Annotated in this window: 15 protein-coding genes; 7 read left to right on the forward strand and 8 right to left on the reverse strand. The window is 70.7% G+C overall.

Annotation, left to right across the window (positions count from 1 at the left end; genetic code table 11):
- Positions 1 to 5 precede the first annotated feature (5 nt).
- From SSP29_RS42215 to sbnA, 4 genes are read left to right on the forward strand one after another with little or no spacing between them, the layout of a single operon-like run.
- Positions 6 to 3287, forward strand: a complete 3282-nt coding sequence (locus SSP29_RS42215; protein ID WP_089106253.1) for a non-ribosomal peptide synthetase — start codon at positions 6 to 8, stop codon at positions 3285 to 3287.
- 39 nt (positions 3288 to 3326) lie between these two features.
- Complete coding sequence (locus SSP29_RS42220) at positions 3327 to 4331, forward strand: TauD/TfdA family dioxygenase (protein WP_089106254.1); 1005 nt, start codon at positions 3327 to 3329, stop codon at positions 4329 to 4331.
- The gene (gene sbnB, locus SSP29_RS42225) at positions 4328 to 5398 is read left to right on the forward strand and encodes a 2,3-diaminopropionate biosynthesis protein SbnB (RefSeq protein ID WP_089106255.1); all 1071 of its coding nucleotides are present in this window, start codon (positions 4328 to 4330) and stop codon (positions 5396 to 5398) included. The genes SSP29_RS42220 and sbnB overlap by 4 nt, the downstream gene beginning before the upstream one ends.
- A 36-nt stretch (positions 5399 to 5434) precedes the next feature.
- Positions 5435 to 6526, forward strand: coding sequence for a 2,3-diaminopropionate biosynthesis protein SbnA (gene sbnA / locus SSP29_RS42230; protein WP_089106256.1), 1092 nt, complete (start codon positions 5435 to 5437; stop codon positions 6524 to 6526).
- A gap of 86 nt (positions 6527 to 6612) precedes the next feature.
- Here the strand turns inward: sbnA and SSP29_RS42235 are convergent, their stop codons facing one another.
- The 7 genes from SSP29_RS42235 to SSP29_RS42265 all read right to left on the reverse strand — a co-directional run bounded on the left by SSP29_RS42235 (position 6613) and on the right by SSP29_RS42265 (position 19206).
- Positions 6613 to 7818, reverse strand: coding sequence for a cytochrome P450 family protein (locus SSP29_RS42235; protein WP_089106257.1), 1206 nt, complete (start codon positions 7816 to 7818; stop codon positions 6613 to 6615).
- A gap of 39 nt (positions 7819 to 7857) precedes the next feature.
- Complete coding sequence (locus SSP29_RS42240; protein WP_089106258.1) at positions 7858 to 8625, reverse strand: hypothetical protein; 768 nt, start codon at positions 8623 to 8625, stop codon at positions 7858 to 7860.
- 155 nt (positions 8626 to 8780) lie between these two features.
- Complete coding sequence (locus tag SSP29_RS42245; RefSeq protein WP_089106259.1) at positions 8781 to 9734, reverse strand: hypothetical protein; 954 nt, start codon at positions 9732 to 9734, stop codon at positions 8781 to 8783.
- 171 nt (positions 9735 to 9905) lie between these two features.
- Positions 9906 to 10733: a phosphotransferase enzyme family protein gene (locus SSP29_RS42250; protein WP_089106260.1), complete on the reverse strand. Its 828-nt coding sequence runs from the start codon at positions 10731 to 10733 to the stop codon at positions 9906 to 9908.
- Between the two features lie 98 nt (positions 10734 to 10831).
- Positions 10832 to 11578 (reverse strand): sulfotransferase-like domain-containing protein, encoded by a 747-nt coding sequence (locus SSP29_RS42255; RefSeq protein WP_089106261.1) that lies wholly within the window; start codon positions 11576 to 11578, stop codon positions 10832 to 10834.
- 4 nt (positions 11579 to 11582) lie between these two features.
- Complete coding sequence (locus SSP29_RS42260) at positions 11583 to 18707, reverse strand: non-ribosomal peptide synthetase (protein WP_145969017.1); 7125 nt, start codon at positions 18705 to 18707, stop codon at positions 11583 to 11585.
- Positions 18708 to 18894: 187 nt separating this feature from the next.
- The gene (locus SSP29_RS42265; RefSeq protein ID WP_145969018.1) at positions 18895 to 19206 is read right to left on the reverse strand and encodes an anti-sigma factor family protein; all 312 of its coding nucleotides are present in this window, start codon (positions 19204 to 19206) and stop codon (positions 18895 to 18897) included.
- 207 nt (positions 19207 to 19413) lie between these two features.
- Here SSP29_RS42265 and SSP29_RS42270 point away from each other — a divergent pair, with 207 nt between their 5' ends.
- Entirely contained in the window at positions 19414 to 19626 is a 213-nt protein-coding gene (locus tag SSP29_RS42270) for an MbtH family protein (RefSeq protein WP_089106264.1), read from the forward strand.
- Positions 19627 to 19799: 173 nt separating this feature from the next.
- Here SSP29_RS42270 and SSP29_RS57430 read toward each other — a convergent pair whose 3' ends face one another.
- Positions 19800 to 20162, reverse strand: a complete 363-nt coding sequence (locus tag SSP29_RS57430) for a winged helix-turn-helix transcriptional regulator (RefSeq protein ID WP_089106265.1) — start codon at positions 20160 to 20162, stop codon at positions 19800 to 19802.
- A gap of 196 nt (positions 20163 to 20358) precedes the next feature.
- Here SSP29_RS57430 and SSP29_RS42280 point away from each other — a divergent pair, with 196 nt between their 5' ends.
- Entirely contained in the window at positions 20359 to 21399 is a 1041-nt protein-coding gene (locus tag SSP29_RS42280) for a zinc-binding alcohol dehydrogenase family protein (protein WP_245883507.1), read from the forward strand.
- Positions 21400 to 21726: 327 nt separating this feature from the next.
- The gene (locus tag SSP29_RS42285) at positions 21727 to 24858 is read left to right on the forward strand and encodes an ATP-binding protein (RefSeq protein ID WP_089106266.1); all 3132 of its coding nucleotides are present in this window, start codon (positions 21727 to 21729) and stop codon (positions 24856 to 24858) included.
- The last annotated feature ends 119 nt before the right edge of the window (positions 24859 to 24977 follow it).

Consider the following 24977-nt stretch of genomic DNA (forward strand, 5'->3'; position numbering starts at 1 on the left):
ATTCGATGGGAACGCGCGTGGAGACGGACCGGGAGTTCTGGACCCGGACACTGACCGCCGGCGGTGCCACCGCCGTGCCCCGGTGGGTCCGGGAACCGGTGCCGGGAGCGGCCGGGCACGAGACACCGGTGCCGGACGACGTGACGCGGGCGGTGCGTGCACTGGCCGGGCAGCAGGGCCTGTCGGCCGGCACGCTCCTGCTGGCCGCCCACCTCAAGGTGCTGGCCGTGCTCTCCGGCGAGCCGGAGGTGGTCACGGGCCTCGCCACCGGCGCGGCCGGCGAGCCGCTGCCGTGCCGGGTGCCCGTCCCCCCGGGGAGCTGGGCGGCCCTGCTCACGGCCGCCGGGCACGCCGAGGCGCAGGTGCGGGCGCACCCGGACCACCCGGTGGCGGAGCTGCGCCGCGAACTCGGGCTGACCGAGCCGCCGTACGAGGTCGTCTGGGGTCCCCGCGGAGCCGAGGAGGCCGGGGAGGTCCACGCCGACGAGGGTGTCCTGCACGTGCGCTGGTCCGACCGGGACGGCCGGCTGGCACTGCACCTGCGGTACCGCACGGACGTCCTGGACGCCGAGGCCGCCGCCCGCATCGGCGGCTACCACCTGACCGCGCTGCGGCTGATGACGGCGGACCCCGACGCCGACCACGGCCGGCAGAGTCTGCTGTCGGCCGAGGAACGGCGCGAGCAGCTGGAAGACCTCGCCGGGCCGCACCGCCCGCTGCCGGACGCCCGCGCGCACGAACTGTTCGAACAGCGGGTGCGGGCCCATCCGCAGGCCGTGGCGGCCGTACACGGCACGCGGGAGTGGACGTACGACGAACTCAACCGGCACGCCAACCGGCTGGCGCGCGCCCTGCTGGCCCGGGGCCTGGGCCGGGAGGACGTGGTGGCCGTCGTCTCCGAGCGCACCCTCGACTGGCTGGCCGCGGTGCTGGCGGTGTTCAAGGCGGGCGGCGTGTACCTGCCCATCGAACCGCACTTCCCGGCCGGCCGCATCGAGGCGACCCTGTCCCGGGCCGGCTGCCGGCTGGCCCTGGCCGAACCCGGCAGCACGGACACCCTGGACCAGGCGCTGGCTGCCCTGCCGGACGTCGAGAAGCTGCCGTTCGACACGGCGTACGCCGAACCGCACGCCGACGACGACCCCGGGATCCGTGTCGACCCCGGCCAGCTCGCCTACATCTACTTCACCTCCGGCTCCACCGGCGAGCCGAAGGGCGCGATGTGCGAGCACACGGGCATGCTCAACCACCTCCACGCCAAGATCGACGACCTGGCGATCGGCGCGCGGACCGTGGTGGCGCAGACCGCCCCGCAGTGCTTCGACATCTCCCTGTGGCAGCTCGTCGCCCCGCTCCTGGTGGGCGGGCGGACCCTGCTGGTCGAGCAGGACGTGATCACGGACGTGGCACGGTTCACCGACACCCTGGAGCACGCCCGGGTCGGCGTGGCCCAGCTGGTGCCGTCGTACCTGGAGGTCGTGGTCTCCTACCTGGAGCGGCACCCGCGCACCCTGCCGGACCTGCGCTGCGTGTCGGTGACCGGCGAGGCGCTGAAACGGGAGCTGGTCCAGCGCTGGTTCGCGGTCCAGCCGGGCATCGCGCTGCTCAACGCCTACGGACTGACCGAGACGTCGGACGACACCAACCACGAACTCCTCCGGGAGGTGCCCGAGCGGGTACTGCTCGGCCGGGCCGTCAACAACGTCCGCGTCCACGTCGTCGACGAGCACCTGTCACTGGTACCGCTGGGCGCCCCCGGACTGATCGCCTTCTCCGGAGTCTGCGTGGGCCGGGGCTACGTCAACGATCCCGAGCGCACCCGGGAGGCGTACCGCACCGACCCGTACCGGCCCGGCGAACGGCTCTACCTGGGTGGCGACTGGGGGCGCTGGCACCCCGGCGGCAGGCTGGAGTTCCTCGGCCGCCGGGACAGCCAGGTCAAGATCCGCGGGTTCCGGATCGAGATCGGCGAGATCGAGAACAACCTGCTGCGGGTGGCCGGGGTACGGGACGGCGCGGTGGTCGTCGCCGAGCGGTCCGGCGGCGGCAAGCAGCTCATCGCCTTCTACTCCGGTGGCCGGCAGCGGCCGGAGGCCCTGCGCGAGGCGCTCGGCGCGGCGCTGCCCGCCTACATGGTCCCCTCCGCCTTCCACTGGCAGGACAGCCTTCCGCTGACCGCCAACGGCAAGATCGACAAGAAGGCCCTGACCAGGCTGGCCGAGACCGCTCCGACGGGCGACCCGCACCGGGCGGCCGGGGATGCTCATCGGACGGCCGCGGACCGACTCGGCCCCACCGAGCGCAGAGTGGCCGCGGCCTGGGCCGAACTCCTCGGGGTGCCGGTGGAACAGATCGGCCGCACCGACCACTTCTTCGACTCCGGCGGCACCTCCCTGACCGCGGTCAAACTCAGCCTCGCCCTCGACCGCGCGGTGTCCCTGAAGGACATCACCCGCACCCCGGTCCTCGCCGACCTGGCCGCCCTCCTCGACGGCCCGGCCCCGCAGCGCCCGGAGCTGCTGCTGACCCTGGCGAACGGGAGCGGCACGCCCGAGAGCGCCCTGGTGTGCTTCCCGTACGCGGGCGGCAACGCCGTCAACTACCAGCCGATGGCGAGCGCGCTCGCGGACAGCGGCCTCGCGGTCCTCGCCGTGGACCCGCCCGGCCACAACCTGGCCGCGCCCGCCGAGCCCTTCGCGGCCGTCGAGGAGGTGGCCGAACAGGTCGCCGCCGAGATCACGGCACGCGGACTGACCCGGGTCATGCTGTGGGGCCACTCCTCGGGAGCCGCACCGGCCGTCGAGACGGCCAGGAGGCTCCAGCGGCGGGGCGTACGCGTGGAGCGGCTCTTCCTCGGCGCGCAACTGCTCGGCACCGCGCCCGAACGGCACACCGCCGTCACCGAACTGACGCACCTGAGCGACGCCGACATCGCGGCACGGCTGACCGCCGACGGCGGCCACACCGAACTCGCCGAGCTGAACCCGCGGCACGCCGCCCGCATCGCCGCCGCCTACCGGCACGACTGCGTCGCGGCACACCGCTACTTCGCCGCGGCCCTGGAAGCCCCGCCGCCCGGCAAGGTGTCCGCGCCGGTCTCCGTGGTCGTCGCCGCGGACGACCCGCACACCGCCGGCCACGCCCGCCGCCACCAGGACTGGCTGCTCCTGGCCGACCGCGTCGACCCGCACGAACTCGCCGACGGCGGCCACCACTTCCTGCGCACCCGCCCGGCCGAGGCGGCGCAGGCCGTCCTGACCACCGTCCTCCCCCTCGCCTCCTCCTGATCCGTCACACCCCAGGCGGTCGACCGAAAGGAACCCGAGATGCCGTCCTCATCCCTGGCATCACCGCTCGACGTGGAGCTGCGGCCGGACAAGCCGGCACTGTTGCGCGTCGATCCCCCCGACGACCCACCGAAGTGGGCGGCCGAGCACCGCGAGGCGCTGCGCGCGCAGGTCACCGAGCACGGCGCACTGGTCGTCCGCGGCCTCGGACTGCGCGACCCCGACCAGACCGGCGCCGTCTTCAGGCACCTGGCCGGGGAACTCATCACGGAGCAGGAGGCCTTCGCCCCCCGCGAGACCCACCGCCCCGGCGTGTACGCGTCCACGCCCTGGCCGGCCAACCAGCCCATGTGCATGCACCACGAGCTGAGTTACCGGCTCCAGGTACCCGGCCTGATGCTGTTCGCCTGCCTCACCGCGTCCGAGCAGGGCGGGGCGACCGCGGTGGCCGACGCCGAAGAGGTGCTCCGAGCACTGCCCGGCGGGCTCACCGAACGGTTCGAGCGGGAGGGCTGGATCCTGACCCGCACCTACAACGACGAGATCGGCGCGAGCCTCACCGAGTCCTTCGGCACCGCCGACCGCGCCGGGATCGAGCGCTACTGCCGGGCCAACGCCATCGACTTCACCTGGCAGCCCGACGGCTCCCTGCGCACCGAACAGCGCCGCAACGCCGTCGTCCGGCACCCGCTCACCGGCCGGCGCTGCTGGTTCAACCAGATCGCCTTCCTCAACGAGTGGACCCTCGCACCCGAGGTGCGCGAGTACCTGGTGGACGTCTACGGCGCGGACGGACTGCCCTTCAACACCCGCCACGGCGACGGCAGTCCGATCGGCGAGGACGTCGTCCAGCTGATCAACAGCACCTACGAGGCACACACCCGGCGCGAACCCTGGCACCGCGGTGACCTGCTGCTGGTGGACAACATCCGCACCGCGCACAGCAGAGAGGTGTTCACCGGCGAACGGCAGGTGCTGGTCGGCATGGGCGAACCCGTCCGGCCGGCCGAGGACTGCCCGGCACTGGAGGCGAGCGAGCGATGACCGATGTACTGTCGTCGGCCGCCCGGGCGGCCAGGCCCGAGCGGGGATCCGTGCCGACCTTCGCGGTGATCACCGGCGCGCAGGTGCAACGAGCGCTGAGCGGCCGCGAGAAGGACCTCGTGGAGCTGGTCGAGGCCGTCTACCGCATGCACGACGCCGGGGACTCGGTCAACCCGCCGTCGTACTTCCTGCGCTTCGAGGACCGGCCGACCTCGCGGATCATCGCGTTGCCGGCCTCCCTCGGCGGGACGGTCCAGGTGGACGGCCTGAAGTGGGTCTCCAGTTTTCCGGAGAACGTGAGTGCCGGGCTGCCGCGGGCCTCCGCGGTGCTCGTCCTCAACGACCACGACACCGGCTACCCGTTCGCCTGCCTGGAGAGCTCCATCATCAGCGCCACCAGGACCGCGGCCTCCGCGGCACTGGCCGCCGACTGGCTCAGCCGCAACCGCACCCGCCCCACCCGGGTCGGCTTCTTCGGCACGGGCCTGATCGCCCGCTACATCCACACGTTCCTGGCCGGCACCGGCTGGGACTTCGACGAGATCGGCGTGCACGACCTGTCCGCCGACAGCTCCGGCGGCTTCCGCGGCTATCTGGAGCAGACCGGCACCGGCGCGCGGATCACCGTCCACGACCGCGCCGAGGACCTGGTCCGCGACAGCGACCTCGTGGTCTTCGCCACCATCGCCGGCCGGCCCCATGTCACGGACCCGGCCTGGTTCACCCACAACCCGTTGGTCCTGCACGTGTCCCTGCGCGACCTCGCCCCCGAGGTCCTGCTGGGTGCGGCCAACTTCGTCGACGACGTCGACCACTGCCTCAAGGCCGACACGTCACCCCATCTGGTCGAACAGCTCACCGGCGGCCGCGACTTCCTCAACGGAACCCTCGGCGACGTCATGTCGGGCCGGGCCGCACCACCGCCCGACCGCCCGGTGATCTTCTCGCCCTTCGGACTCGGCGTCCTCGACCTCGCCGTCGGCAAGTACGTCTACGACGAGGTGTCCCGGGCCGGGGACCTCTGTCTCATCGATGACTTCTTCCACGAACTGCGCCGGTACGGCTGAGGCCGTCGTCCTCGGCCCGGCACCAGGAGGCCCGCCGTGCCTGTCATCTCCGCTCCCTACGCCTTCAACGAGGGCGACCTCTACGTCGACCTGGAGTCGATCTGCGGACACCCGCTCTATCTGAAGTGCGAGGCCTTCAACTTCGCCGGATCCATCAAGCTGAAGGCCGCCAACGAGATGGTGGAGAACGCCGAACGGGACGGAATCCTGAAAGCGGACTCCGTCCTCGTCGAGTCCTCCTCCGGCAACCTCGGCGTCGCACTCAGCATGATCGCCGCGAGCAAGGGTTACCGGTTCCTGTGTGTGACGGACTCCCGTTGCAACCTGTCGACCAGACTCCTGATGGAGGCGCTCGGCAGCGAGGTGCACATCGTGGCCGACCAGGACTCCAACGGCGGCTTCCTGGGCACCCGGATCGAGTACGTCCGCTCGCTGTGCGCGTCGGACGACCGGTACGTGTGGCTCAGCCAGTACACCAACGCGGGCAACTGGACGGCGCACTACCGCACCACCGCCCCGGAGATCGCCCGCCGGTTCCCCGAACTGGACGTCCTGTTCGTCGGGGCGGGCACCACCGGAACGCTCATGGGCTGCGCCCGCTACTTCCGCGAGTGGCACCGGCCGGTGCGGATCGTCGCCGTGGACGCGGCGGGCTCGGTGGCGTTCGGCGGCGAACCGGGCCGCCGGATGATCCCGGGCCTCGGCATGAGCATGCGCCCGCCGCTGCTCGACGAGTCCTTCGTCGACGAGGTGATCCGGGTGGAGGAGCCGGACACCATCCGGATGTGTCACCGCATGGCCCGGCACGGCTTCCTGTTCGGCGGCTCCACCGGGACCGTGGTCAGCGGCGCGACGGACTGGCTGTCCCGGCACGACGCCGGTGACCTCACCGCGGTGGCCGTCGCGCCCGACCTCGGCGAGCGCTACCTCGACACCATCTACCAGACCAACTGGCTGCAGGACCTGTACGGCGACCAGGTGCTCGCCGCCGAGGACGGCGACCGGGTGCCGGACACCGGGGACGAGGCCCAGGTGCCCGACACCAGGGACACCGCACCGCCGAAGCCGCTGCCCCGGGAGCCCAAGCCCGCCTCCCGCGCACCGGCCCGCCGGCGCAGCAGCACCTGACGGCAGGCCACGCCGAAGCGCAGCCCCTCGGAGACGCCCGCGCGGCAGCACCCGGGGGGCCGCGGCGTGCCCGCCGTCCGGGCCCCTCAGTAGCGCACGGGCAGGGCGAGCAGCCCGCGGGTGCGCATCGACGGACGCCACTCCAACCGGTCCGCCGGCACGTCGAGTTCGAGGCGGGGGAAGCGTTCGACGAGCGCGCCGAGGGCGATCTCGGTCTCCAGCCGGGCCAGCGGTGCGCCGAGGCAGTAGTGGATGCCGTGGCCGAGGGCCAGGTGTCCGGTGGCATCGCGGCCGAGGTCGAGCCGGTCGGGCTCGGGGAAGCGGCGCGGGTCGCGGTGGGCCGCCGCCAGGGACAGCAGCACCGTCTCGCCCGCCGGGACGGTGACCCCGCCGATGATGACGTCCTCGGTCGGGAATCGGCGGATGGCGAGCGGCGCGGGTCCGTCGTAGCGGGCCAGTTCCTCCACGGCCGGGCCGAGCCGGTCCGGCTCCGCGCGCAGCGCGGCCAGCTGGGCCGGGTTCCGGAGCAGCGCCAGAGTGGCGTTGCCGATCAGATGGACGGTGTTCTCGTACCCGGCGAACAGGATGAGGAAGGCCAGCGACATCAACTCGTCCTCGCTGAGCCGGTCCTCCTCGTCCCGTACCGCGATCATCGCGGAGAGCAGGTCGTCGGCGGGCTCGGCACGCTTGCGGGCGAGCAGCCGCGCGAAGAAGGCCAGCAGCGCCCCGACGGCCGCCTTCACCCGCTCGGGCCGTGCGGGGTCCGGGACGACGAGAGCGTCGGTCCAGGACCGGAAGTCCGGCCGGTCCTCCTCGGCCACGCCGAGCAGTTCGCAGATCACGGCGATCGGCAGCGGTGCCGCGTAGGCGGCGATCAGATCGGTACGGCCGAGGGGCGCCATGGCGTCGAGCAGCGCGTCGGCGGTCCGCCGCACCGGTTCGCGCAGCAGGGCGACACGGCGGGGCGTGAACGCCCGGGACACCAGGCGCCGGACGCGGGTGTGGTCCGGCGGGTCCATGTTCAGCAGGTTGGCGTCGAGCGCGGGCGGCAGCGCGAGCCCGCGGTAGCCGCCGGGCTTGGCGTTGGCCTTGTCGAGGGAGAGCCGCGGATCGGCCAGGGCCTGCCGCACGTCCTCGTACCGCGTCACCAGCCAGGCCGGCAGCCCGTCGGTTCCGGCGACCCGGTGCACGGGCCCGGCCTCCCGCAGCCGGGCGTACCCGGCGTACGGGTCGGAGAGCAGCTCCTCAGGGCCAACGGCGGCCGGGGCGGGGGGTGTTGTACTGGCGTCCATGCCCCAACCCTAGACAGTGCATGAGGGAACGGCGGCCGGTCACCCGGAGGCCGGGGTGCCGTCCGGTGCGTCGGTGGTGTGCAGCAGCCGCAGGAACGCCTTGACTCCCGCGATGATCTCCTGGTTGTCGGTGAGGCGGTTGACCGTGGACTCGAACTGCCTGCCCAGCGCCGCGATCCTGCGGTCCGCCTCCTCGGCCCGCTCGTACGAGCTCATGGCCAACGCGTCGACGGTGCGGCGCAGTTCGGCGAGGGCCCGGTACTGTTCCTCCGCCTTCTCCTCCAGGACCCGTGTCCCGGCCTCGGCGCGGTTCAGCCGGGCCTGCAGCTCGACGACGTCGTCCCGGGGATACGTGACGTCCTTGAGGAGGGTGCCCAGGCGCCTGCGGAGCTGGCCGAAGTACGCGCCGGCCGGCCGGAAGAAGGTGCTCAGCAGGAAGAACGCGGCGAACCAGTACCCCGTGAACCCGTCCGTCGCCCAGGTGACCGCGACGACCACCACCGCCGTCAGGACGTGCCCCGCGACCGCCGCCCGGAGCATCGCGCGGGCGATGCGCGAGGCCTCGGTGTCCCGGGCCGCCGGGACCTGGATGCCCTTCTCCCGGCTGACCGCGATCTCGGCGAGCACCGCATGCGCCCGGAAGTACAGGTTCCAGGGCAGGGTGAGCAGGAGCAGCAGCCACAGCAGGCTCAGCACTCCCGCCCCCACGGCGAACACCACCGTGGGCGGCGCCCCCGCCACATACGCCAGGACCAACGCCGCGGCCGCCGCCACGACGGCCGCCACCGCTCCGAGAAATCTGCCCACGCCCCGTCTCCCCCGTCTCCTGCCCGCACGCCGACACAGCCCATCGTCCCTGGCACGGCGCGGGGCGGCATGAGTAGCCGTACTCAGGGGACCGCGCGGCAGGCGGCTCCGGAGCCGGCACGGACACCGGCCCCGGAAACGGCGGTTACGGCGGGCTACTTGACGTCGACGAAGTCGCCCGCGGCGGAGACGGCCGGGGTGGTGGCCGTGCCGGCGAAGGAGTAGCGCCAGTAGCCGTCGGCACTCGCCTTGCAGGTCGCCTTGAGCTTGCCGTGGCTGTCCGTGGTGACGGTCTTGAGGGTCGTGTAGGTGCTGGTCCCCTTCTTGCGGAACTGCAGCCTGACGTTCTGCCCGGTGTAGCCGGCGTACTTGTGGGTGTCCCAGTCGGCACGGGTGAGAGCGCCGGTGGCGGTGAGTGTTCTGCCCTTGCCGACCGGCTCGGGCGTGGCGTCGGTGGTGAGCTTGGACAGGCGGCGGACCGTGGGGGAGGACTGCCCCGTCAGCTCGGCGGTGCCGATCTTGCTGACGTCGGCCGGGTCCTGCTGGTTCTGGCCGTTGTAGGCGATCGCCCAGGCCACGCCGTGCCACTTGGCTCCGGCATCGGCGTTGTGCAGGTCCGAGCGGGGGTAGATGTCCACCTTCCCCGTGCACGTCATGCCGGTGACGACCTTCTCGGACGAGGACTCGGAGGAGGTCACGCTGCAGGTGGCCGGCTGGTCGCCGTAGAGGTCGTTCGCCGGCTTGGTGACGGAGCCCCGGTACAGGTCGAGACCGACGTAGAAGTCCGAGGCGGAGACGTCCACGTCGGTCGCGGTGAGCGCGAAGCTGTAGGACAGGTGCACGATGGCGTCCGTGCCCACGGACACGGCGGACCTGCCGCCGGCGACCTTCACCTTGGAGAAGGTGACGGCCAGCGCGTAGGGCTGCTTGGCCTTCGCCGTCACGGCCGTGAGGGCGCTCTGCCCGCCGCCGGCCGACGAGCCGGTGGTGAGCTGCCAGGGCCGTACGGAAGCCGGGGCATCGGCTGCCGTGGCGACCGGAACGGCGGCACAGGTCAGTGCGGCGGCGCCGCAGGCGACGGCGACGGCCGCGGTGGTGCGTATACGCATGCGTTCTCCGTGGGAGACGCGCCGGGAGCGACGACAGGACGCCGTCCCGGCGCATGAGTTCCATGGGCCGACCGAACCCGGTCGGCGTTGACGGTTGACAGTTGGCTCAGACACGCCAGCCCGGCGAAGGGTTGCGCTCGATTTCCCGAACACCCCTGACCGGCCGGTCTGTTACAGCGCTGCTCGGATCTGGCCGAGCCACTCTGCGGCAAGCCGGCGCCCGTTGGGGAGCTGGTCGCCTCGATCCCAGCGCCACGCGGTGATCATCGCCAGTACGAGGATCCGGCACTCGTGCAGCCGGGCCTGATCGGCACCCGGATAGTGTTCGCCGACTTCTTCGGGCGCATGGGCGAGGTCGAACTCGACGGGCCCACGGCAGCACGTCTCGAGGTCGATGAACAGCAGTCCGTTCGCGGTGCTGAGCACGTTGCCCGGGTGCGGCTCGCCGTGCAGCAGCTGCTCGGCCCCGCCGCGCCGGCCGATCGCTCGCCCCAGGCTTCGCAAGGTGTCACCGAGCAGCTCCCGGTCCGCGTCGGCGAGCTCCGGAGTGCGGTCGCGGTCCGCCACGAGTCTCTGGGCCTGCTCGACCCGATCCGTGAAGTGCGGCGTCGGAACGTCGAGTTCGCGCATGCCGGCGTGCAGTCGGTCGAGCGCACGGGCGTAGTCGGCCGGTGGGACCTCTCGACGTGGCGTCACCGGTGCGTAGTAGGTCCACAGCGTGACCGCGAAGCCGTCACGCTCGTAGACGCGTGGTTCCACCCGGGGTTCCAGAGCGGCCACGGGGCATCCGGATCCGGCGAGTTCCTGGGCAAGGTCGATTTCGAACTGTGCGACCTGATGCGCTACAGGTGCCACCCGGGCCAGGACGTCACAAGGCAGCAGACGCAGAGTGAGCTTGTTCGAGTCATGAAGAACGACCGCGTCGTCGACCGCCAGACCGAGTGACGAGGCGGTCGACATGGCGGCGGCCACCGCACGCGGGACCTCTGACGCCTGCATCGTCGCACCCTACCAAGGTGCCGTCAGACAGGCGGAGGCCGAGGAGCGGGCAGGCCGGACAACGGAACCGGCCTGCACACTCAGCCGTCAGCGACGCACTACCGGTAGCCCCAGGTGGGCTTCGCATCGGGTTCGTCGGTGAATGCGTGAGACCGCAGGAATTCATAGAAGGGCATGTGGTGAGAATGGTATCTCGCCAGCATCGTGTTGTTTTCGATGCTTACCGGATAGGTGCTCTCCGACGAGTGGAATCCGGTACTCCGGGCGACGGCCTGGTGCCATTCGCTTGTCCGGCTCCAGGCCTGCTGTTCGCCGGGCTCCCAGGTGAGGGCGGATTCCCCGAACGGGATTCCGGTTTCCAGGCAGTAATGTCGGATCACCTGCTCGGGTTCCTTGACGAGCTTTTCCGCCTCCATCACCAACGGGGTTCGGCCGGTGGATCTCCTGACCAGATCGAATATCTCGACCTGGTGTTCGTAGCCGACTTCACCGCACGTGAACTGTGGGTTCATGGCGTAGTGGGAGGCCAGGGTGGGCCCGGGGTCCCGGATGATGAACGTGTGTTCACCCAGGTGCGGCAGCCGGGGATCGTCGAGGATGTCGTATCGGTACTCCGTGGTTTCCTTGACGAAGACCGGGTTTTTCTCGGCCGCGACCTCCAGCAGGCCGAGGAGTTCCGTGGCGCTTGTTGCGCTTTCCTCCGCCATGTGTGCGTGCCCTTGCACGGTGATGCTGGAAAAGGGCTCGTGGAGTACCAGGAAGTCTCCGCGTTCCAGCATCATACGAAGGAATGCGGTGGACCGGGACCGCGGGTGGGCCCAGAGGAAGACGATGGGGTGGGTCATGAACTCAGTTCTCTCCCCGGAGGATGTCCCGGATTTCTGTCGCCATCGCGCCGAGCGGGCCGGGCTGCATCATCTCGTGATGGTGGCAGGAGATCGGGTGCTCGGTGATATGCCCGTGTACATAGGGGGCCCATGTCCTGACCGCGGATTCGCGTCGGTCGGATGCCGCGGTGAAGGCGAGCACATCTCCGCGGAATCGCGGAGGGACATAGGTGTGCCGTGACGTCCGGGCCGTCTCGTAGTCCTGGTACATGGCGAGGACCGTCGACTCGTCGAGATCTCGCAGCGGGTGGTCGGATGCCTTGAGGGCATTGAGCAGTTCCCGCGGATCGTGGTGATCGACCTCTGCGAGATCCAGCTGCACACCGATCGCGCCTGCCAGATCCGGCAGGTGGCCGGGCTCGGGGTCGACCTCGTCGGGCCGGGCGGTGGGGTGCGCGTCGATCAGTACCAGGAAGTCGACGGACTGGCCCTCCTGTTGCAGCAGTGCCGCCGTCGCGTGTGCGAGGACACCACCGAACGACCAGCCGAGGAGCCGGTAGGGGCCGTGCGGCTGCACCGACCGGATCTCGTTCACGTAGTCTGCGGCGATCTCCTCGACGGTGGCCGGGACGTCCCGGAGCCGGGTGAGTCCGCGGCTCTGGAGGCCGTAGAGCCGCTGGTCCGCGGGTAGGTGCTGGATGAGGCGTGCGTAGACCCAGGCCAGTCCGCCGGCCGGATGGAAGCAGAACAGGGGCGGCCCGTCGCCACGGAGGTTGAGAGGCAGCAGGACCTCCAGCGCGCTGCCGGAGAACTCCGCTTCGAGCCTGCCGGCCAGGGCGGCCACGGTAGGTGCTTCGAAGAGGTCCCGCAGCGGCAGGTCGCGCCCCAGCGTCGCGCGGATGCGGCTCACCAGCCGGGTGGCGGTCAGTGAATGGCCGCCGAGTTCGAAGAACGAGTCGTCGATACCGACCTGTTCGAGACCGAGTACGTCCGCGAACAACCCGCACAGCACCTCTTCGTCCGCGGTTCGGGGCGGGCGGAAGGGCATCGGGGCTGCCGTGAAGTCCGGCTGTGGCAACAACCGGCGATCCCTCTTGCCGTTCGGCGTGAGCGGCAGCGCGTCGAGGGTCACGACCTTGTCGGGCAGCATGTGGCTCGGCAGGATCCCGGCCGCGTAGGACCTGAGCGAGGCGGTGTCGAGGTGGCCTTCGGCGGCCGGTACGACATAGGCGACCAGCCGCGGGTCGCCGGCGGGGTCTTCGTGCACGGCGGCGGCCACGCTGCTGACGGCGGGGTGCCGGGCCAGTGCCGCCTCGACTTCGCCGAGTTCGATGCGGTAGCCCCTGACCTGCACCTGACTGTCGGCCCGGCCGACGAACTCCAGCTGCCCCGCTGAGTTCCACCGCACCAAGTCCCCTGTGCGGTACATACGTTCGCCCTCGGTGCCGTAGGGGCAGGCGACGAACCGCTCCGCCGTGAGACCCGGGCGGCGCAGGTAGCCACGGGCCAGACCGACGCCCGCCAGGTACAGCTCGCCCACGACACCGGGCGGGACAGGGTTGAGTCCCGAGTCAAGAACATAAGTACGGGTGTTGTGGATGGGGCGGCCGATCGGCAGCGAGGGGCGCGGCGCCTCCGCATCGCCGGGATGTACCTGGTGGTACGTGGCGGCGATGGTGGTTTCGGTGGGGCCGTAGCCGTTGAGCATGCGACGACCGGCCGACCACGGCCGTGCGAGCGATGTCGCGCCGGCCTCGCCGCCGACGGTCAGGGTACGCACGCCGTGCAGAGCATCGTCGGGAAGCACCGCGAGGACGGCCGGGGGAACGAAGCAGTGCGTGATGCCCTGCTCGCGGACGATGCCGGCCAGTTCATGGGGGGCCGGGGCGGTCGACGGCACGACGAGGCACGCGCCGGCGAGCAGTGCCCGGTGTATCTCCCCGCCGGCCGCGTCGAAGCTCAGCGATGCGAACTGCAGCACCTTGCTGTGCCGGTCGACGGCCAGACGCTCGATCTGGTACCGCACCACCGCGCCGACCGCGGCGTGGGTTACCTGAACCCCCTTGGGCCGGCCGGTCGAACCGGAGGTGTAGATGACGTAGGCGGGGTGATCCGGCTCCAGCGGTGTGGTCCGCTCCTCGTCGGCGAGGTCGGTCTCGTCCTGCCGGGCCAGCGCCGCGCGCGTCCTGGCGTCGTCGAGCACGATGCGGGGAGTCCCGGCCGCGCAGGGCAGGGAGTCCGCGACCGCACCGGTGGTGAGGACGACGGACGGCTGTGCGTCGGCGAGCATGAACGCGATGCGTTCGGAGGGATAGGCGGTGTCGACCGGCAGGTAGGCCGCGCCGCTCTTGACGACGGCCAGGAGCGCGACGATCATCTCGGCCGACCGGGGCACCGCCAGGGCGACGACCCCTTCCGGCCCGATCCCCGATGCGACGAGCATCCGTGCCAGGGCGTTGGCTCGCGCGTTCAGTTCGGCGTAGGTGAGGCTGCCGTGCTCGTGGACCACCGCGGTCGCCGAAGGCTGCTCACGCACCCGGTGCCGGAACAGGTCCGCCGGCGTCGTGGGCGTGGTGTCGGCGGAGGTGTCGTTCCACTCGGCCAGGACCCGGTGTTCCTCGGCGGGGCCGAGAAGACGGAGCCGATCGACGGGTGTCCGCGGCGCGGCGGAGCCCGAGTCGAGGATCCTGGTCAGCATGTCGGCGAAGCGGGCGACCGTCGACTCGTCGAAAAGGTCGGTCGCAAAGTTGATCAGTCCGGTGAGGCCGATCGGTGTGCCGTCGGCATCGCGCTGCTCGGTCAGGTTGATCGACAGGTCGAACTTGGGCGGCCGGGGAGTACCCGGCAGAGGGCGCACGGTCAGTCCGGGCAGGCGAAGTTCCGGGCGCCCGCCGTCGACGGCGAGCATCACCTGGAAGAGCGGATGATGCGAGGCGGACCTGGCCGGTGAGAGCTCCTCCACGAGCCGCTCGAACGGCACCTCCTGGTGGGCGTACGCCGAAAGGCAGGTCTCGCGCACCCGCGCCAGGAGGTCTGCGAAAGTGGGGTTGCCGGCGGTGTCGGTGCGCAGCACGAGGGTGTTCGCGAAGAACCCGATCAGAGGGGCCAGCGCCTCGTCGTCGCGTCCCGCCATCGGCGAGCCGACCGGGATGTCCGTCTGCCCGCTGATACGGCTCAACAGGACCGTCAGGGCCGTGTAGATCACCATGAAGGTGCTGACGTCGTGCCGGAGTGCGGTCTGTACGAGCCGCTGGTGCAACGCGGCGTCGATCGACACCGGCACGGTCGCCCCCCTGCGGCCGGGCCGGGCCGGACGCGGCCGGTCCGTCGGCAGCTCCAGCCGATTCGGCAGGTCGGCCAGCTCACGCCGCCAGAAGGCCAACTGACGCGAAAGCAGACTGTCCTGGTGCTCTGCCGAGCCCAGCAGTTCCCGCTGCCACAGGGTGAAGTCGGCGTACTGGACCGGCAGCGCCGCCCAGGCCGGTTCGCGACCTGATCGACGTGCCTCGTACGCGGTCGACAACTCCTGTGCGAGGACGCCCAGTGACAGGCCGTCACCTGCTATGTGATGGAGTACCAGGCTCAGGACGTGTTCCTCGTCCGCCACGGTGAACAGAGTGCAGCGCAGGGGCGGTTCGGTGGCGAGGTCGAAGGGCCGGTCCGCCTCGACGGCCAGCGCGGTGGCCATGTCCGACTCAAGTCCGGCGACCCGCAGCGCAGTTGTGTGCTCCGTCGGCAACACGACCTGCTCGGGTTCACCGTCGGTGGCGGGGAAGACCGTCCGCAGCGCCTCATGACGGTCTGTCACATCGAGCAACGCCCGACCCAGGGCGGCCCGGTCCAGCGGACCCGAGAGGTGCACTGCCATCGGGATGTTGTGCGTGGCGTTCGGTCCCTCCAGCTCGTCCAGGAACCAGAGTCTGTGCTGAGCGGGCGACAAGGGCACACGGCGCGGTCGTGGGCGGACACCCAGCTCGGGCCGGGATGCCGATGGTTCGCCCAGGTGCCGGGCCAGCGTCGCGGGTGTGGGATTGTCGAACAGGGTGCGAAGGGTGAGGTCGACGCCCAGGACGCTCCGCACCCGGTTGACGAGACGGATGGCCGTCAGCGAGTGACCGCCGAGCGAGAAGAAGTCGTCGTCGATGCCGACTCGCGGCAGCGCGAGTGTCTCGGCGTACAGCCCGCAGAGCAGTTCCTCACGGGGGTTGCGGGGCGGGCGGGCGGAGACGGCGGAGGGCAGTGGTGCGGGCAGCGCCTTGCGGTCGGTCTTTCCGTTCGGGCTCAGCGGGATGCGGTCCAGCACCGTGATCGAGCCGGGCACCATGTAAGGGGGCAGCTGGGCGGACACATGCGCGGCGAGCTCGGCGGAGCCGACCTCGCACCCGGAGCGTGGGGTGACGTAGGCGGCCAGCCGCCGGTCGTCGGGGCCGGACTCGTGGACTGTCACCACGGCCTGTGCGACACGAGGATGCTGCGAGAGGGCGTGCTCGATCTCGGCCGGCTCGATCCGGTATCCGCGCAGCTTGACCTGATGGTCCGTACGCCCGGTGTACTGCAATGTGCCATCGGGGTTCCACCGGGCGGTGTCGCCGGTCCGGTACATCCGGCTGCCAGGAGGGCCGTAGGGGTTGGCGGTGAACCGGCCCGCGGTGAGAACCGGCTGACCGTGGTAGCCGCGGGCCAGACCGGCGCCGGCGATGTACAGCTCCCCCCTGACGCCCGGGGGGACCGGTCGGAGGTTCTTGTCCAGGACGTGGACGGAGGTGTTGCCTATCGGGACCCCGATCGGTGGCGAGTCGAGGCGTGCTTCGTCCAGCGAAGCGCATGTCGACCAGATCGTGGTCTCCGTCGGGCCGTAGACATTGGTGACTTCCGCACCCGATTCATGCAGGTGGCGGGCCAGGTTCGCGGAGAGCGGCTCCCCTCCGACAAGCAGCTTCCGCAGCTTCCGCGGCGCCTGGGGAGCAGTCGTGGCGAGCGCCTGCCAGGCCGACGGTGTCGCCTGCATGACCGATGCACCGGAGCGGTCGACGAGTCCGGCGAGTTGATGCGGATCGCGCACACTGCCGGAGTCGGCGAGCACGACTCGTGCGCCGACGATCAGCGGTGCGTACAGTTCGAGGGCCGAGATGTCGAAGGCGACCGTGGTCACGGCCAGCAGGCGGTCGTCAGGGGTGAGCGGCAGGAAGCTCCGGCTGCACATGAGCAGGTTGGCAAGGGCTTCGTGCGTGACGACCACGCCCTTGGGCCTGCCCGTGGATCCGGAGGTGTAGATCAGATACGCCGGATGCGACGGGTGCAGGGCCGCCCCCCGGTCGCTGTCGGACAGGTCGCCGCCCGCCTGTGCGGCGATCTCCGCTGCCTCCGCGGGGGCGTCCGGTCTCAGTGTCCTGACCCCTTGGAGCTGCCCCACGAGCTCTGGGTGCAGGGTCTGGTCCGTGATCAGCAGAGCCGATTCGGCGTCTCTGATCACGTGGGCGAGCCGGGCCGGCGGATGCTCGGGATCGAGCGGCACATACGCTGCCCCCGATTTCGCGACGGCCAGGAGCGTGACGACGAGGTCGCAGGTCCGGCCCATGAGAACGGTGACGGGCTTCTCGACGCCGGCGCCCTGCGCCAGGAGATGCCGGGCCAACCGGTTGGCCCGCCGGTTCAGTTCCCCGTAGCTGACCTGGACGGGATCGGGCCCGGCGCCGTACTGGGTGACGGCGACGGCGTCGGGGGTGGCCCGCACCTGCCGCTCGAACAGCTCGGCCAGGCACATGGGTGGGGTACTCGTCGCCGTGTCGTTCCACTCCACCAGGACGCGGTGCTCCTCGGCCGGATCGAGGAGCCTGATGCGGCCGATCGGGGTGTCCGGAGCCGACGGGGCCGCGATCGAGTCGAGCAGCGTCTGGTACCGGCGGGCATGGGCACGGTTGACATCCTCGGCATACAGTTCGGGGTTGGCGTCGAACGCGACTTGCATGCTGCCGTCCGCCGCCCGGTCGTACACCGAGATCGTGAGGTCGTCGACCGGCCCGTTCGAGAGGTTGTACGGGACCACGGGAGTGCCGCCGAAGTCCGCGTCGAAGTCGAACGACATGACATTGACCGACGGGCCGAAGAGCGTCCCGGAGTTGACCAGCCTGAGGTCGCGGTTGATGTCCTCGTACCGGTACCGGTGATGGCGCAGTGCCTCACGCAGCACGCCCGAAGTGTGCCGCACCAACTCGGCGAGAGTCATCTCCGGCTGGACCATGAGGCGGACCGGGAGAATATTGGCCATCATCGCGGGAATCCTGCGCTGTACCACGCCCGTGCGGCCCAGGGACGGGACACCGAGAACGATGTCCTGCTCACCCGTCATCCGGTGGAGAAAGAGCGCGGTGGCGGAGATCAACAGGCTTGCCAGACTCGCGTCGGTCCGGTTCGCCGCCTCCCGGAGAAGATCCGCCCGCCGGGTGGAGACCACCTCCAGATGGCGGCGGAACCATGTCGGCTTGCTCCGCGCCGCGGAGCCGCCGCTCAGACTCACCGGCCGGGGCCGGTCCGCGAACGTCTCCGACCAGAACCGCTGGTCGGCCGTGAACGAGGCGGAAGCGCGGTACGCGGCCTCGGCTTTGATCAGCACGTCGACCGGCTTCAGCGTTCCCTCGTCAGGGGACTGCCCGCGCAGCAGCGCGTTGTAGACGGCAGAGGTGCGCGCAAGCAGCAGGGGACTGCTGAATCCGTCCAGTGCGATGTGATGGCACCGCGAATACCAGAGGAACCGGCCGGGAGCGGTGGTGAAAAGCGCGTGAGTGAAGAGTGGCCCCTTGAGCAGGTCCACCGGACGCCTCATGTCCGACCACATCCAGTGCTCGGCCGCGGCTCGCGGATCCCGCTCGCCGCTCACGTCGATCCGATGCAGGCTCCAGTCCACCAGCCCGTCGAACACCTGCCGTACGGAGCCGCCGTCGAGGACGAACCGCGCGTGGACCGCCTGGACCTCGCTCACACTGCGGCCGAGCGCGGTCTCGAAGAGCGGTACGTCCAGCTCGCCACAGAATTCAACATATTCACCGGCATTGAAGATGGTGTTCTCGGGGTCGAGTTGCTGGGCGTACCAAATCCCGAGTTGTCCCTCCATCAACGGCCGAGAGGCGGGCTCATCGTTTTTCGACACGCTAAAGGCTCCTTGGTGGTCAAAGGGAGGATCGGCGAAGGGACCTGCGCATCACGCCGTGTGAATTACGCCCGGCAAGCAGGCCACACATCTGGTTCGGCGGGAGTCGCGCGTCTTTGCCCTGCGTCTCTACGTACCTGACCGGACGGAGGTTCACCAAGGCAGGGAGACGGGTCCGCCGGGCGGGCTAGGGCCGGCTCCGACGGGTCTTCGCATGCTTCCTCACCGCATCCGGGGGGAGCGGAGGCACCGCGTCGGCCTCCGCCAGTACGGCGCGGACCGCGGCCTCCCGCAGTGCGGGGATCCTGCCGGACCAGTCACCGAGCAGCTCCTCCCCGGGCAGGTCCCGCAGACCGGACAACGTCGCGAGGATGTCGTCGGCTTCGGCCGCGCAGGCCGGGCATGCACGCAGATGTCCGCTGACGCCTTCGGACTCCTCGGAATCGAGGGCTGCCATGACATAGGCAGCCAGTTGTGACTTCTCCTGTTCGCATTTCACGCTGCGGTCTCCTGGAATGGTCTCCGTTCCCCCGGCGACTCGCTTGGTCTACGACGAGCGGGCCCGAACGGTTCATGACGGAGCCGAACACCCGGGCCGCGGCAGACCGGCCGATCGGTGAACCTCGTCCGGGTGGCGGCCGTAGACGACGACGGTGGGCACCTGTGAGGCCACTGACATCGCGTGATCGACCAGGAAGGAAGTTCCATGACCAATCCGTTCGAGGACCCGGATGCCGCCTACCTCGTACTGCGGAATGCCGAGCACCAGTATTCGCTCTGGCCGGTGTTCGTGGACGTGCCCGGCGGCTGGGACGCCGTCTTCGGCGCGGCTCCCCGCGACGACTGTGACGCGTACATCGAGGCCACTTGGACCGACATGCGCCCGAAGAGCCTGATCGACGCGATGAACGACGAGTGAAGGAGAGGATCCGGACCCGGCGTGCGCCGGGGGAAGACAGGCCGGGTCCGGAGCGGCCGGGAACGAACGAGGGAGAGCCCCAGCCGCTTGGGATACGGGCGGGTGGCGGGGATGGTTCACCGCAGCCGGTCCTCGTGGGCACGGTGTGGTGTGACGGCCGTGGAGCCGCTGTGTCAGCGGGACGCCGGGAACCGTTCGATGTTCTCCTCCACCCAGGTGCGCAGGTGGGCCAGGGGCCGGCAGGCGTCCTCGCCCAGCGGGGTCAGGCTGTATTCGACGCGGGGCGGGACTTCCGGGTAGATCTCGCGGTCGACCAGGCCGTGATCCTCCAGGCGGCGCAGCGTCTGGGTGAGCACCTTGGGGCTCACCCCCTGCAGGCGTGCCCGCAGTGCCCCGAAGCGCTGGGGCCCGTCCTCCAGAGCGCCCAGGGCGAGGGCGCTCCACTTGTTGGCGAGCAGATCCAGCATGTCCCGGCAGGGGCAGGCGGCCAGGTAGACGCTCTTCGGGTCGTCGCACACGTGTGCTGTCGTCGTCATACAGCGATAGTACCCAATGGGAACTATAGGCCCTTGCGGGTAACCACTATCCATTTCGTACTGTCGCTGACGTGGTCGAAGTCGCGGACCGTCGCGCGTGTCCTGTCGGCTCGACCACGTCCTCTCGATGTATCTGAAGCGGAGCGGCACCGTCCGCGGCTCTCGGATCACGCACACGTGGAAAGGCCCGACCGCCATGAACGACACGTACGACATCCCCGCGACGATGCCCGCGGTCGCGTACCGCAAGTCGCTGCCCGCCGACGATGCCGAGAGCCTGGTCGACGTCACGCTGCCCACCCCGGAGCCGGGACCCCGTGACGTACTGGTGCGGGTCGAGGCGATCGCCGTCAATCCGGTGGACTACAAGATCCGGCAGAACGTCGACCCGGGCGGGGAGGCGAAGGTGCTCGGCTGGGACGCCGCCGGGACCGTCGTCGCCGTCGGCGGCGAGGTGGAACTCTTCTCGGTGGGCGACGAGGTGTACTACGCCGGTGCGCTGGACCGCCCCGGCGCCAACTCCCGTTACCACGTGGTCGACGAGCGCATCGTCGCCCGCAAGCCGGCCACCCTCTCCTTCACCGAGGCCGCCGCGCTGCCGTTGACCTCGCTCACGGCGTGGGAGGGGCTCTTCGAGCGGCTGGGGCTGCGCACGGGTGCCCTGGAGCAGACCGGGGCCCTGCTGATCACCGCGGCCGCCGGCGGCGTGGGCTCGATCACCGCGCAGCTGGCCCGCGCCCTCACCAGCCTCACCGTCATCGGTACGGCGTCGCGGCCCGAGAGCGTCGACTTCGCGCGCCGCATGGGTGTCCACCACATTGTCGACCACCGCAGGCCACTTGCCGCGCAGCTGGCCGAAGTGGCCCCGGACGGCGTCGACTTCGTGTTCAGCACCACGGCGACCGACCACAACCTGGCCGCGTACGCCGAGGCGCTCACCCCCTTCGGCCGGATCGTCGCCATCGACGACTTCGACTCGCTGCCCCTCGGAGTGCTCAAGGCGAAGAGCATCTCCTTCCACTGGGAGTTCATGTACACGCGGTCGATGTTCCGTACGGCCGACCAGAGCATGCAGCACCACATCCTCACCCAGGTCGCCCGCCTCGTCGACGCCGGCATCCTCACCACCACGGCCACCCGGGACCTGGGCCCGGTCAACGCCGCCAACCTCCGTGAGGCCCACCGCGTCCAGGAGTCCGGCGCAGCCGTCGGCAAGACCACTCTGACCGGATTCTGACCGGATCCTGATCGGCCGAGGCACGGGACTCCGTGCCGGCGCGGGCCGCGAGCCGTCTCCGGGACACCCCCTGGAGCGACTAGGGCCTGTCTGACAATTCCCGTCTGCCTCGCGACGCCATGCACGCACTCTCGCCGCACCGGGCGCAGACCCAAGTACGTCCAGTACGAGGGCCTACGCCCGGCACGCCGAGAGCACGCACCTGACGCCGCGAGGCCGCCCTCCGGGCGACGACGGGAATTGTCAGACAGGCCCTAGCCTGACCGCCCGCGGCGCCAGCCCGGTGGCACATCCTGGTGCACAGGCCGAAAGATGAAAGAGGACGTCATGCGCTTTCGGCTCCTCGGTCCCCTTGAACTGCTTTCCGACCGTGGCGCCGTCGTGCTTCCCGGAGTCCTCTCCCGCGCGATCGTCGCGCGGCTGCTCCTGGCCCAGGGAGCGGTCGTGCAGCGGGACACGCTCATCGACGATCTGTGGGCGGAGCGTGAGGCGAAGGATCCGGTCAACGCCCTGCAGGTCCAGGTGACCAAACTCCGCTCGGCCTTCGCGGCGCAGGGCGAGGGCGAGCGTCTGCTGTCGCGTCACGGGGGATACCAGGTCGACCTCAGGCCGGAGGACGAGCTCGACACGCTCCGTTTCGAGACCGCGGTCCGACGGGGGCACGACTGCCTGAAGGCGGGTGCCCACCGGGAGGCGGAAACAGCCCTGCGGGAGGGGCTGTCGTTGTGGCGTGGGCGGGCTCTGGACGATCTGGAGGGCCGGGCGTTCGGGTCGGAGAGGTCGCGTCTTGAGGATCTCCGGCTGGGCGCACTGGAGGATGTCGCGGCGGCGGGACTGGAGTTGGGGCGTGCGGAACAGCTGGTGCCGGAGCTGAAGGCGCTGGTGGCCGTCTCGCCGTTACGCGAACGGTTGCGTGAGCGGCTGATGCTGGCGCTCTACCGTTCCGGGCGGCTGGCCGATGCGCTGGAGGTGTACGAGGAGGGGCGGCGGCTGCTCCGGGCGGAGCTGGGGGTCGTTCCGTCGCTGGAGCTGCGGTCGTTGCACGCGGCGCTCGTGCGGCACGATCCGTCGGTCCGGGCCCCGGGAGCGGCGGGCGCCGTCACCGTGGATGCCGCGTCGCCGGCGAGAAAGGGCAATCTGGGCCGTCCGCTGGGCCCGTTCGTGGGCCGGCGGGGGGACCTGGAGGGGCTCTGCGCGGCGGTCGGCAGGGAGCGGCTGGTCACGGTGGTGGGGCCCGGGGGAGTGGGCAAGACGCGGCTGGTGCTGGAGGCCGGCGCGGTTCTGGAGTCCTCGTGCGACGGCGTGTGGTGGGTGGATCTGGCCTCGACCGAGGAAGCGGGCGTGCCGGCCGCGGTCGCCGGCGCCCTGGGTCTGTCGGACGCCTCGGTACGGCCGGATCAGCCGCCGCACGACTACGCGCACCGGCTGGCCTCGTTCTTCGCGGGACGGGACGCGGTTCTCGCCCTCGACAACTGCGAGCATGTGCTCGACGCGGTCGCTCCACTGGCCGGGACGCTGCTGGGGAACTGCCCCTCGCTGAGGGTCGTGACGACGAGCCGGGCGCCGCTGGGGGCTCGGGGTGAGGTGCTCTACCAGCTCGCGCCGATGCCGCAGACGGAGGCCGCGGACCTGTTCGCCGCGCGTGCCGTGATGATCGACCCGTCGTTCCTCGCGGACGAGGCGGGGGTACGGGACATCCGTTCGCTGTGCCGTCGGCTGGACGGCCTGCCGCTGGCGGTCGAACTGGCCGCCGCCCACGTGCGGTTGCTGTCGGTGCGGGAGATCGAGGCCCGTCTGGACAACCGTTTCGCGCTGCTCACGAAGGGGGAACGGACGGCACCGGCCCGTCACCGCACGTTGCGTGCGGTGCTGGACTGGAGTTACGCACTGCTCGACGTGACCGAGCAGCGGGTGCTGACGGAACTCGCCCTGTACGTCGGAGGGTGCTCCGTCGAGGTCGCCGAGACCGCGGTCGCACTGGACGACGAGTGCAGGCACGAGTTGCTGCCCGTGCTGGCCCAACTGGTCGACAAGTCCCTCCTCTTCTCCGTGCCCACGCCCCACGGCAACCGGCTGCGCATGCTGGAGACGGTCCGTGAGTACGCCCTGGCCCGGCTCCTCGACGAGGGCAGGGCGGCCGAGGCGGAGGAACGCCTCATGGCATGGGCCATGGACTTCGTGCGCGAGGGCGGCGACGGGATCGCGTCCGGCGACCAGGGGGAGTGGGTCCGACGGCTCACCGCGGAGTCCGCCAACATCAGGGCCGCCTCGGATCTGATGCTGGACAGGTCGAGGACGGCCCAGGTCCTCTGGCTGGAAGCACGGCTGGGCTACTACTGGCACATCAGCGGCCGTGAAGAAGAGGGAATCGAGCGTCTGCAGCGCGGCCTCCAGGCCTTCGACTCCGCACCGGGACCGCAGGCCGCGGCACCCACCGCGGAGGACGAGCGGGCGCTCTTCTACACCCTTGCCTGGCTGGTCTGGCTCAACCACGTGGTCGGCCGGCACGCGGAGGCCCGCACCCTCATCGACCGGTTCAGAACGGAATGGAGGCAGGCGAAGAACCCCGACCTCGCGGTCCTGGGGCCCTGCTTCGAGCCGATGCACGCCATGCTGAACGGGCAGGACGACGTGGCAGAACTCTTCGCCCTGGCGGAGAAGGGTGTCGAGGGCACCGACTTCCACTGGGACCGGACGGTCCTCTACGTGAACTGGTCGTTCCACTGCCTTCAGCACGGGGACGTCGAAGGCGCCCGCAGCCGCGGCCTGGCCGCCGTCTCGGCGGCACGCGCCGCGTCCGACGACTTCGCCAGGGCGTTCTCCCTCGTCCCCTGCGGCGACGCGGAGGAGAGCGGCGGCCACCGTGACCGGGCCCGCGAGCACTGGACCGAAGCGGCGCGCATTCTGCGCCGCATCGGCGCGCGGGCGCTGTACGCGTACACCGCGCTCAGGATCGCCTGCCTGGACATCGCGGAAGGAGCGTTCGACGCGGCCGAAGCACGGCTGGCGGAGCTGGACCGGCTCGCGGACGAACTGAGCGCGGACGACCTGCGGGCCGCGACCGCCATCCTGCGCGCGGTGCTCGCGCTGCACGACCGTCGCCTCTCGGACGCGCAGAGGATCTTCAGCGGCGTCTGGAACAGCCCCATGGCGCCGCTGGACCGCAGAGCGGTCTCCGCCGTCGGCCTGGCCGTAGTGGCGACGTTCGGCCTGTCTGCCCCCTCCGCGTCGGACGACGTCCGGATGTGGCTGGAGCGCGCACACCGGGCCCACGCCCGGGTTCTCGAACCGCTGGCCCACCGCGCGGTGGCCGCCCTGCTGGACAAGGTGGACGCCTGCCACCGGTCCGGTCCGAGCCACGAAACCGCGGCGGACCGGGTCCATGAATGGCTCTCCGGCAACCCCTTCGTCATGGTCTGCTTCAGCGGAGTACTGAACGGCCCCGGCCGGCACCGCTGATCCGGGCTCACCGACCGGGGCGGACCCACCGTACGAGCCCCGCCCTCGGCGCAGCCGGCTGTGAACCCCTCATGGGTGCTCATTCCCCTTTCGCGCGGCTGTCCTCGCAGCTGGATGCC

This window comes from Streptomyces hyaluromycini (genome assembly GCF_002217755.1).
Lineage (GTDB): Bacteria > Actinomycetota > Actinomycetes > Streptomycetales > Streptomycetaceae > Streptomyces > Streptomyces hyaluromycini.

Excerpts from the sequence above, each read along its gene's own strand:
- SSP29_RS42280 (WP_245883507.1), top strand. The coding sequence starts at position 20,359 with ATGAACGACACGTACGACATCCCCGCGACGATGCCCGCGGTCGCGTAC.
- SSP29_RS42250 (WP_089106260.1), bottom strand. The coding sequence starts at position 10,733 with ATGCAGGCGTCAGAGGTCCCGCGTGCGGTGGCCGCCGCCATGTCGACC.
- SSP29_RS42215 (WP_089106253.1), top strand. The coding sequence starts at position 6 with ATGGGAACGCGCGTGGAGACGGACCGGGAGTTCTGGACCCGGACACTG.
- SSP29_RS57430 (WP_089106265.1), bottom strand. The coding sequence starts at position 20,162 with ATGACGACGACAGCACACGTGTGCGACGACCCGAAGAGCGTCTACCTG.
- SSP29_RS42285 (WP_089106266.1), top strand. The coding sequence starts at position 21,727 with ATGCGCTTTCGGCTCCTCGGTCCCCTTGAACTGCTTTCCGACCGTGGC.
- SSP29_RS42235 (WP_089106257.1), bottom strand. The coding sequence starts at position 7,818 with ATGGACGCCAGTACAACACCCCCCGCCCCGGCCGCCGTTGGCCCTGAG.
- SSP29_RS42245 (WP_089106259.1), bottom strand. The coding sequence starts at position 9,734 with ATGCGTATACGCACCACCGCGGCCGTCGCCGTCGCCTGCGGCGCCGCC.
- SSP29_RS42220 (WP_089106254.1), top strand. The coding sequence starts at position 3,327 with ATGCCGTCCTCATCCCTGGCATCACCGCTCGACGTGGAGCTGCGGCCG.
- SSP29_RS42255 (WP_089106261.1), bottom strand. The coding sequence starts at position 11,578 with ATGACCCACCCCATCGTCTTCCTCTGGGCCCACCCGCGGTCCCGGTCC.
- sbnB (WP_089106255.1), top strand. The coding sequence starts at position 4,328 with ATGACCGATGTACTGTCGTCGGCCGCCCGGGCGGCCAGGCCCGAGCGG.
- SSP29_RS42270 (WP_089106264.1), top strand. The coding sequence starts at position 19,414 with ATGACCAATCCGTTCGAGGACCCGGATGCCGCCTACCTCGTACTGCGG.